Origin of the sequence: Pseudomonas sp. PsB (assembly GCF_043658375.1) — a bacterium.
GTDB lineage: Bacteria > Pseudomonadota > Gammaproteobacteria > Pseudomonadales > Pseudomonadaceae > Aquipseudomonas > Aquipseudomonas putida_Z.
The window spans coordinates 1-10,160 of the sequence record NZ_JBIGLU010000002.1; the positions used below are offsets into that span (position 1 = coordinate 1).

Annotated in this window: 8 protein-coding genes; 3 read left to right on the forward strand and 5 right to left on the reverse strand. The window is 66.3% G+C overall.

What is annotated here, in order from left to right; genetic code table 11:
- Positions 1-113: 113 nt before the first annotated feature.
- From ACGLHT_RS04815 to ACGLHT_RS04835, 5 genes are read right to left on the reverse strand one after another with little or no spacing between them, the layout of a single operon-like run.
- On the reverse strand, positions 114-677 hold the full coding sequence (locus ACGLHT_RS04815) for an NTP transferase domain-containing protein (RefSeq protein ID WP_274120801.1): 564 nt from the start codon (positions 675-677) through the stop codon (positions 114-116).
- Entirely contained in the window at positions 674-1,645 is a 972-nt protein-coding gene (locus tag ACGLHT_RS04820) for an XdhC family protein (RefSeq protein ID WP_274120800.1), read from the reverse strand. Before ACGLHT_RS04820 ends, ACGLHT_RS04815 begins: the two co-directional genes overlap by 4 nt.
- Before the next feature lie 3 nt (positions 1,646-1,648).
- Entirely contained in the window at positions 1,649-2,860 is a 1,212-nt protein-coding gene (locus ACGLHT_RS04825; RefSeq protein ID WP_274078374.1) for a cytochrome c, read from the reverse strand.
- Between the two features lie 2 nt (positions 2,861-2,862).
- Positions 2,863-3,399: a (2Fe-2S)-binding protein gene (locus ACGLHT_RS04830; protein WP_274120799.1), complete on the reverse strand. Its 537-nt coding sequence runs from the start codon at positions 3,397-3,399 to the stop codon at positions 2,863-2,865.
- Positions 3,392-6,223, reverse strand: a complete 2,832-nt coding sequence (locus ACGLHT_RS04835; RefSeq protein WP_274078375.1) for a xanthine dehydrogenase family protein molybdopterin-binding subunit — start codon at positions 6,221-6,223, stop codon at positions 3,392-3,394. The genes ACGLHT_RS04830 and ACGLHT_RS04835 overlap by 8 nt, the downstream gene beginning before the upstream one ends.
- A gap of 561 nt (positions 6,224-6,784) precedes the next feature.
- On the opposite strand from ACGLHT_RS04835, the gene dsbD reads away from it, so the two are divergent.
- The 3 genes from dsbD to dsbG are packed head-to-tail and all read left to right on the forward strand — an operon-like array spanning position 6,785 to position 10,096.
- Complete coding sequence (dsbD, locus tag ACGLHT_RS04840) at positions 6,785-8,500, forward strand: protein-disulfide reductase DsbD (protein WP_274120798.1); 1,716 nt, start codon at positions 6,785-6,787, stop codon at positions 8,498-8,500.
- Positions 8,500-9,336 carry a TlpA disulfide reductase family protein gene (locus tag ACGLHT_RS04845; protein ID WP_085592815.1) on the forward strand — a complete coding sequence of 279 codons (837 nt, stop codon included), beginning with the start codon at positions 8,500-8,502 and terminating at the stop codon, positions 9,334-9,336. Before dsbD ends, ACGLHT_RS04845 begins: the two co-directional genes overlap by 1 nt.
- A gap of 1 nt (position 9,337) precedes the next feature.
- Positions 9,338-10,096 (forward strand): thiol:disulfide interchange protein DsbG, encoded by a 759-nt coding sequence (dsbG, locus tag ACGLHT_RS04850; RefSeq protein ID WP_085614467.1) that lies wholly within the window; start codon positions 9,338-9,340, stop codon positions 10,094-10,096.
- Positions 10,097-10,160 lie beyond the last annotated feature (64 nt).

Here is a 10,160-nt window from a genome sequence, read left to right on the forward strand (position 1 = left end):
GCACAGGCGTTACTGGCCCGAAACAGATGTAGGAGCAGCCTTGTGCTGCGAAGCGCCGCGCGGGCGGCGCTCGATCTGATAGGCGCTGAAGATGTTGTGGCGAACACCAGTGCCTAAAGCAACCCCTGCGGCGTATCTACATCCAGCAACACCCCAGCATCCTCCACTTCAACCACCACGCAACGATCCCGATGCGCTTGCACCACCGACCGGGCCCCTTCATCCCCGGCAAGCTCCCCCAGCGCCGGCCAGAAGTCGCGGCCGAAGACCACCGGGTGCCCCTGCTGCCCCGCATGGCGCGGCAACACGATGGTCGAGGCGGTGGCCGCCTCGGCCAACCGACGCAAGGTTACCGATTCGATCCAAGGCATATCACCCAGCAAGATCGCCACCGCCTGCGCCTGGCTGTCACCCAACGACCTGGCGCCGGCAGCCAGGCTATGCCCCATTCCCGACGCCGCATCCGGGCTGGCGACAACCCGGCAATCGGCAGGCAAGGCAAAATCCTCGCTCCACTCGCCCGCGCGCAACACCACGCGCACATCATCGAACACCGCTTGGGCCCGTTCCACACTATGCGCCAGCAGGCTGCGACCATCAGCCAAGGTCGCCCGGCGCTTGTCTGAACCGAAACGCGTGCCGCGGCCTGCCGCCAGCACCAGCGCAACCACGCTCACAGCGCGCCCCGCTCGATGCCGTTGCGCACCCGCAGAATGTCGGCGAGCACCGCCAAAGCGATCTCGGCCGGGGTCTTGCTGCCCAGGTTGAGGCCGATCGGGGCGTGGATGCGGCCCAGTTCGACCTCGCCCAGGCCACCGATCCGCCGCAGGCGTTCGCGGCGCTTGTCGGAGGTCACCCGGGAGCCCATCACACCGATATAGAACGCCTCGGTGCGCACCGCTTCGAGCATCGCCAGGTCATCGATCTTCGGGTCGTGGGTCAGCGCCACCACCGCAGTGTCGGCATGGCAACCGCCATGAGCGATGAACTCCGATGGCAGCTCGCGGCGCACTTCGATGCCATCCAGCCGCACGCCGTCGAGCACTTCGTCACGCGGCTCGCAAAGGATGACTTCGAAGCCCATGCCCTTGCCGAACTCGGCACAGAAATGCGCGACGCTGGAGTACCCGGCCAACAGCAGACGCTGGGCGGCCCCTACACGCAAGCGTACACAGGCACTTTCACGCTGCACACGCGGCCCCTGGCTGTGGTCATCGGCAAGCAGGCGCATACCCTCGGGCAGGCTCACTTCACGCAGCACGCGGCGCTGGCCCTGCAATGCGCTTTCCAGCTCACGCAGGTGCGCCTGCACCTCGCATTCGGCCGGCAGGTTCTCCACCAGCACTTCCAGCACGCCGCCACAGGGCAGGCGGATGCTCGAACGCGAGTCGCTGCCATCGCCATAACGCACGATGGCCACTGGCTCGGGAAACTCCCCCCGGCCCACGCGCTCGAGGAAGTCGTCTTCGACGCAGCCACCGGACAGCGAACCCAGCCACTGCCCGCTGGCGTTCACCGCCAGCAGCGAGCCCGGTGCACGGGGCGCCGAGCCATAGGTGGCGAGCACCGTGCACAACCACACCCGCTGGCCGCCGCACGACCACTGCAACGCCTGGCGGACCACCTGTAGATCGAGATGCTGCACCCTTTACTCCGCCTTCAGCTCGGCGAGCTGCTGTACGCTCAGGTCACCGGGCAATCCACCCCAGGCCTGGCGCAGGTAGTTGACCATATCCGCCACCTGCTGGTCATCGAGCTTGTCGGCAAAGCCCGGCATCGGCTGCATGCGCTCGAAGCCGGTGAACTGCTGCTCACGGATGCCTTCGAGGACCACCTTGACCAGGTTGCGCGAGTCGGCCTGGCGCAGCACCGTGTTGCCGCGCATGGCCACGGCGATGTGCGGCTTGCCCTCGCCGTCCACCCCATGGCAGCCGGCGCAGACATTCAGGTATTGCTGGCGGCCGCGCTTGGCGCTGTCGCTCATCTGCTCCAGAGCCACCGCCTGGATGGCCTTGGCCGGTGGCGGCTGGTCGCCCAGCAGGTAGGTGGCCATGGCCGCCAGGTCGGCATCCTCCAGGTGCTGGGTGCTGTGGTGCACCACCGGGAACATTTCGTTGAACATGCTGCCCTGGGCGCTGATGCCGTGCTTGAGGAAGGTGGTCAGGTCCGGCTGGGTCCAGCCGCGCTCGGCCAGGTCCTGGGCCAGCAGGCTCGGGGCCAGGTAGCCACCCAGCAGGCCGCCGCTCAGGCGCTGGTCCTGCTGCAACGCACCGATCGGGTTGCGCGGGGTATGGCACTCGCCGCAATGGCCCATGACTTCGACCATGTACTGCCCACGCTGCCAGGCCGGGCTTTTGCCCTCGGTCGGCTGCAGCTGCACGCTTTTACCGTACAGCATGTTCCAGCCGCTCAGCCCCTGGCGCACGTTGAACGGAAAGCGCAACGCAGTCTGCGGTGCCGGGCGGTTGATTGGCGGCACGGTCATCAGGTAGGCGAGGATCGCGTCCGAATCTTCGCGCTTGATCAGGTGGTACGAGGTGTACGGCATCGCCGGGTAGAGGTTGGCACCGTCCTTGCGCTTGCCCTCGGTTACCGCGGCGAAGAATTCGTCGGCGCTGTAGTTGCCGATGCCGTACTGCTTGTCCGGGGTGATGTTGCTGCCGTAAATGGTGCCGAACGGCGAATGGATCGGCAGGCCGCCGGCGTACGGCGCGCCGCCTTCGGCGGTGTGGCAGGCCATGCAGTCGGCCGCGCGGGCCAGGTATTCACCGCGCTTGACCTGCGCCTGGTCGGCTGCCTGGGCAAGCGAGGTAAAGGCAAGGCCGAGAGCCAGCGCCAGTGCGCTACGAACAAGACCCATGCTCAACCCTCCTTGACCAGGCCGAGGTCGTTGAGCACCGTGCGGGTGGCGTCGTAGTAACGCACGTAGCCGGTGCAACGGCAGATGTGGTGGCCCAGGCTCGCCTCGATGCGGTCTTCCACCTCGCTTTTCTTCAACGGCTGGCGCTGGGCGGTTTCCACCAGCACCGTGGCGGCATTGACGAAGCCCGGCGCGCAGTAGCTGCACTGGAAGGCGAACAGGTCGACGAACTTCTGCTGGATCGGGCTCAGCGTGAGGTTGCCAGCCTCGTCCTGTCTGGCATGGCCCTCGATGGTGCGGACCTTCTTGCCCTCGAAGTAATGCGCGCCGGTAATGCAGGTGCGCACCTCCTCGCTGGTGCCGTCGGGGTTGTCGACGATCACCACGCAGGCGTGACAGATGCCCTGGCCGCAGCCCAGGCGCGAGCCGGTGAGGTTCTGGTGTTCGTGCAGATAGTCGATCATCGCCAGGTCGTCGGGGACCTCGACCGGGCCGACCGGTTGACCATTGAGGGTCAGTTGCAGTGGACGGTTAGCCATTGAGGGCCTCCTTGATACGGGCTGGGGTGATGGGGAGATCGCGAACGCGCTTGCCGATGGCATGCGCGACGGCATTGCCGATGGCACCGACGACCGGGATCATCACCACTTCGGCGATGCCCTTGGACGGGTCGGTCGGTGACAGCGGCGGGAGGATTTCGCTGGTCTGCTGCCACACCGCCACGTCGCGCGCGTGCGGCAGGCGGTAGCGGTTGAAGTTCCAGTCGCCCTCCCCGGGCCCGCCCTCGTACAACGGCATTTCTTCGGTCAAGGCATGGCCGATGCCCATGGCGATACCGCCTTCGAGCTGGCCCTTGACCAGTTCCGGCACCAGCACCCGGCCGCACTCGACCCAGCTGTGGTGGTTGAGCACCTGCACTTCGTGAGTGCCCTTGTTCACCTTGACTTCGACAATGGTCGCCACCGGGCTGTAATAGGTGACCATGGCGTTGTTCAGCTGGGTGTCGGGGTAGGCGGCGTTCTGCCGGTCGAGCAGGTGGTAGCCGTGGCTGCTCATCTGCGCCTTCTTGGCGTTCACCGCGCCATCGCCGTACTTCACCGCCACCGCGTCGAGCGGGAAGCGTTCGCGCACGCCGTCGATCACGAAGTCGGCCTCGGCCCAGCTCCAGCGGTTGAAACCGTGCACGCTGACGCCAGTGACCAGGCCCATGTCATGGGCCTTTTGTGCCAGCTGGGCGAACGGGATCGGTGACAGGCCGTTGCCGGTCAGCTCGCCGTTGACCCATACCGCATTCTCGCGGCGCACCACCAGCGGGTTGGCCTGGCCGCCGTACGGGCCCTGGCGCCAGATGGCCATGGCCGCCGGCCACAGACCGTGGTTGAACAGCACGCGCGCCGCTTCGCGGGTGGCATGGCTGAAGTAGAAGGCCGAGTTGGTCGCCGACGACGGCGAAGCAAGCTTGCCGACCCAGCGCGGGTTGCGCAGCGCGGCGTCCTGCTCGGGCTGGCTGATCAGGTACGGGTTGCCGCTGGTGGTCAGCTGCAGCTCCGGCCATTCGGTGACCGCGGTCTTCACCTCGTCGGCCGAGCGGCCGAGGAAATCGCTGACCACCAGGGCCTGGGAGGTGGACATGCCGGTACCCAGCTCGGTGCCGATGTGGCGCAGGCTGATGCGCCCGTCGCGGCTGAATTCGATGCTGGCCATGGGGGCTTCGGAGCCGGTGCCGAAGTCTTTCTGGCAGATGGCAAAGCCCACGCCATACCAGTGGTCCGGGTCCTTGGCGTCCATCTGCTGCTTGCGCGCGTCGCGGTTGCGCCACCAGTCGTGCACGGCCGCCTTGTCGAGAATCTCGTACAGGCGCAGGGCGCCGGCCGGGACCGCGCCCTGGGTGTTCTTCATGCCCGACTTCAGCGCGTTGGCGCGGCGCAGGTCGATGGCATCGACGCCCAGGCGCCCGGCGATCTCATCCACCATCATTTCGGTGGCGGCCATGGTCTGCAGCGTGCCGTAGCCGCGCATGGAGCCGGCCTCGACGCCACGGGAATGATAGGCAGTGACCGACAGGTCGTTCTGCGGCATGTAGTAGATCGACTGCGCCGCCGTGGCCCCCACCGCTGCCACCGACGGGCTGTAGTTGATACGCCCGCCGCCGTCGCAGCTCATGTCGGCTCGGAAGATCTTGAAGCTGTTGTCCTTCTTGTCCACCGCCAACTGGTAGCGGATATCGAAGGCATGGCGCTTGATGCCGCTCTGGAACTGCTCGTAGCGGTCGTTGGCCAGGCGGATCGGCACACCGGCGCCATACAGCGCGGCCACGGCGGCGTAGAAGACGAAGATGTTGTTGTCTTTCGAGCCGTAGCCCACGGTATAGCCCGGGTGCATGTTCAGCGTGTTCAGGGCGAAGCGCGACGGCTTGATCATGTGCACGCATTCCTGCGCCACTTCGAACGGGCACTGGGTTGCGACCACGAAGTGCAGCGTGCCGCTGGCCGGGTCGTACCAGCCGTTGCCGTTGTCCGGCTCCAGGGCGGCCGGCTCGATGGACGGCGTCTTGTAGCGCTCGTCGAACACCAGCCAGTCCTCTGGCGGGTTTTCCAGCTGCTCGGCCATGCGCTTGGCGTAGAACAGGCCCTGCTCGGTCAGATCGCCATGCTGGTTGGGCTGCTTCGACCACACCGGCTTGCGGTTGAGGATGGTGGGGAACAGCATGGAATTCTTCAGGCTGGAAAATTCATCGTCGTCGAACGGCGTGGCACCGCCCACGCGCACGAAACGGAAGCTGCCGTAAGGGTCGCGCTGGTAAAGCGGCGCCTGGGCGCCATAGCGGATCGCCTGGTCGTTGAACTGCAGCTTGCGCTTGGCCTGGCGGAAGCGCTCGAAGTCGTGCCAGATCAGGATCGCCACCGGGTGGCCGATGAACATCGGCACCTTGCCGGGCGGCAGCAGCGGGTCGGGCGAGTGGGCCTCGGGCCAGGCGATACCGTCCTTTTCCAGGTCGGCCGCGGTGACGATGCGGTCCGGCTGCAGGTCGGCGCCAAGCAGGCTGAGGTCATGGCCGGCATAGATACGGTCGGCCTTGGTCGCCTTGAGCAGCAGCGCATGCCCCTGCTGCGCGGGCCAGCCGGGCATGTCCTTGGCACGGATGTCGCGGGCGAACACCTTGTCGCCGCACACCTTGGACAAGGCATCGTTACGGAAACGCGCCTTGCCGTCATGGTTCATCCACTTCTGCGGCGAGGTGGTTACGCGTTCCTCCATCAGCGCGGCGAATGCCTGGCTGCCAAGCGGCGCCATGGTCACGCCGACACCGGCGATCAGGCCGCCTTGCAGGAAGGCGCGCCGGGAAATATCACGGTTGGACATGCTTGATCCTCTGGGCAGCAGGGGGACTGCCCTCTTTTTGATTCTGGTACTAGCCTGAAAAGCTGACCTGTACGTCAACTTTACAGCAATTGTGTTGGCGCAGGCAAAGTCAAGTCGACAATATGTCGCGACATGTCTGGGATCTGGGGCGGAATTTGCTCTGGGGCTGGTAGGTGGTTGTCTTAGGATCTTCGGCGCCTGGGAGATCGAGCGCCGCCCGCGCGGCGCTTCGCAGCACAAGGCTGCTCCTACATCTGTTTCGGGCCAATTATTCCTATGAGGTCTGTGCGCGAACGCTTTGGCGCATGTCTCGATATCGCGTTGTAAGAACAAGGCGGTCGCGTGCACTGGCACAGGCGTTACTGGCCCGAAACAGATGTAGGAGCAGCCTTGTGCTGCGAAGCGCCGCGCGGGCGGCGCTCGATCTCCCAGGCGCAAACAATCCCATGGCATACACCTCCAAGCCCTGATGCGCCCCCCCTGACCAAAAACCAGAGTTAACCTTGGGTTAATCGACCCAAGCCAGCATGACCCCTTTCAACGTACTGCCAAGGCGAAGACATGCGCGTCCTCCTGCTCTTCCTGACACTGCTGCTGGCCGGCCCGTTGCAGGCCAACCCGTTCGATGTCAAACCGGACTTCCTGCCGGTCAACCAGGCCTTCGTGCTTACCCACGACCGCCAGGCCGACGGCCAGATGCGCCTGTTTTTCCAGATCCAGCCTGGCTACTACCTGTATCAGAAACGCCTGAAGTTCGACGGCCTGCCTGCCGAACAGCACCCGCAACTACCGGCCGCTCTCAACCACCACGACGAGTTCTTCGGCGACAGTGCGGTGTACCGCGACCAGCTCGAACTGCTGCTACCGGCCGATGCCCGGGGCCAACTGCGCCTAGGCTGGCAGGGCTGTGCCGACGCCGGCCTGTGCTACCCGCCGCAAACCACGTTGGTCGACCTGGGTGGCAGTGTGGCGCCGGCGGCCGAACAAGCCAGTGACCAGGCCCTGGCCAGCGACCTGCAACAAGGCCACCTGGCCTGGAGCCTGCTGGCGTTCTTCGGCCTGGGCCTGTTGCTGGCCTTTACCCCCTGCTCGCTGCCGATGCTGCCGATCCTCGCCGGGCTGGTAATGGGCAATGGCGCCAGTGCCCGGCGCGGCTGGATACTGGCCGGGGTCTATGTACTGAGCATGGCCCAGGTGTATGCCGCCCTGGGCGTGGTCGCCGCGCTGCTGGGTGCCAGCCTGCAGGCCTGGCTGCAGCAACCCTGGCTGCTGGGCAGCCTGGCGGGGCTGTTCGTGCTGCTGGCCCTGCCGATGTTCGGCGCCTTCGAACTGCAACTGCCCGCCGCCGTGCGTGACCGCCTCGACCGCGCCGGGCAAGGCACCCGTGGCGGCAACCTGTATGGCGCGGCGCTGCTCGGCGCGCTGTCCGGCCTGCTGATGGGCCCGTGCATGACCGCGCCGTTGGCCGGCGCGCTGCTGTACATCGCCCAGAGCGGCGACGTGCTGCAGGGGGCGCTGGTGCTGTTCAGCCTCGGCCTGGGCATGGGTGTGCCGCTGCTGTTGCTGGTAACCCTCGGCAACCGCTTCCTGCCCCGCCCGGGTGCCTGGATGAACCGGGTCAAGGGCGTGTTCGGCTTCGTGTTCCTGGGCATGGCGCTATACACCTTGCGCAGCCTGCTGCCCGCAGCATTGCTGCTGGCCCTGAGCGGCGCCTTGCTGATCGCCCTGGCCTGGGCTGCCTGGCCGGCCCTGCAGCGGTTGCCGGCGTTGCGCGCGTTGCCGCTGCTGGGTGCCCTGTGGGGCGGCCTGCTGCTGGTGGGGGCGGCAGCCGGTGGCGACGACATCTGGCAGCCGCTGCGCCCGTTCGCCGGTAGCGGCGCTGCGCCGACCACCGGCCAGCACACCGAGGACGCCTTCGTCACCGTCAGCCGCCCCGAAGACCTGCAACGCGAACTGGATGCGGCCAAAGCCCGTGGCCAGTGGGTGATGCTCGACTACTATGCCGACTGGTGCGTGTCGTGCAAGGTCATGGAAAAACAGGTGTTCGCCCGCAGCGACGTGCAGGCCGGCCTGGCCGGTGTACAACTGCTGCGCCTGGACGTGACCGCCGACACCCCGGCCAGCCAGGCCCTGCTGCAGCGCTACCAGGTACCTGGCCCGCCCAGCATCATCTGGGTCGGCCCGGAAGGCGACGAACGCCGCGCGCGGCGCATCACTGGTGAGGTGGATGCAGCCGCCTTCCTGCAACACTGGACTCAGACCAGGAGCCAAGGCTGATGCTGACCGTAACCCTCGGGCCACTGACCATGGCCCTCAACCACCTGCTGATGCTCACCGCCCTGGTGATCGCCAGCATGGTCGGCTGGTGGGTCGCCCGGCGTGGCGGCGAGAGCCCGGAATCGGCACTGTTCAACCTGTTCCTGATCGGCCTGCTGTGCGCACGCGCCGGCTTCGTGCTGGCCTATTGGCCGATGTACCAGGACGACCTGCTGCAAATCATCGATATCCGTGATGGCGGCTTCCTGTTCTGGTCGGGCCTTGCCGGCATCGTGCTCGGCGCCCTGTGGCAGGGCTGGCGCCATCCGGGCCTGCGCCGTCCGCTGGGCTGGGCGCTGTTCAGCGGCGCGCTGTTCTGGGGCCTGGCCAGCCTCGGTGGCCACCTGTACAGCAAGGGTACCGAACTGCCCGAGCTGAGCCTGCGCAAGGCCAACGGCCAATCCGTAGCGTTGCACAGCTACCGCGGCAAACCGCTGGTCATCAACATCTGGGCCACCTGGTGCCCACCCTGCCGACGCGAAATGCCGGTGCTGCAACAGGCGCAAAGCGCTTACCCGCACGTGACCTTCCTGTTCGTCAACCAGGGCGAGACCCCGGAAAACGTCAGCACCTTCCTCGCCACCACAGGCCTGAGCCTGACCCACGTGCTGTTCGACGGCACCGGTCTGCTGGCCCAGCGCGTCGGTTCCATGGCCCTGCCCACCACCCTGTTCTACGACGCCGACGGGCGCCTGGTCGGCAGCCATCTGGGCGAGCTGTCCCGGGCCAGCCTGCGCCACGCCCTGGAGCCTTTCGACCGGGCCACCGCGCCCGCCCCTGCCGCACAAGGAAACTGACATGCGACTGACTGCACTGCTGCCCCTGTCCCTGGCCCTGCTGGCTGCCCCTACCCTGCAGGCCGAAGAGTTGCCCAAGGCGATTGCGCAACTGCAAGCCAAGGGTGCCGTGATCAAAGGCAGCTTCGACGCCCCCAACGGCCTGCGCGGGTATGCCGCCGAGTACCAGAATAATGGCCTGGCGCTGTACCTCACCCCTGACGGCAAGCATGTACTGGTCGGCAGCCTGTTCGACGAACAGGGCAACGACCTCAGTGCCGAGCCGCTGAAAAAGCTGGTGTATGCGCCGATGAGCAAGGAAATCTGGGCGAAGATGGAGAAAACCTCCTGGATCGCCGACGGCAAGGACGATGCACCGCGCAAGGTGTACCTGTTCAGCGACCCCAACTGCCCGTACTGCAACATGTTCTGGGAGCAGGCACGGCCGTGGGTGGAGTCGGGCAAGGTGCAGTTGCGCCATATCATGGTCGGCATCATCCGCGAGGACAGCCCGGGCAAGTCGGCGGCGCTGCTGGCGGCGAAGGACCCGGCCAAGGCCCTGCAGGAACATGAAAAGGCCGGCAAGGCCAGCACACTGAAACCATTGGCACAGGTGCCAGAGGCGGTGCAGCAGAAGCTGGCGGCGAACATGGCGCTGATGGAAGAAATGGGCTTGCAGGCGACCCCGGCGATCTTCTATCAGGATGACCAGGGTAACCTGCAGAGCCAGCAAGGCGCGCCGCGGCCGGAGTTGCTTGGGAAGATTCTCGGCAAGCGCTGATGTGAGATTGCCGGGGCTGCCTTGCAGCCCATTCGCAGCACAAGGCTGTGGCGGCCCTGTGGGA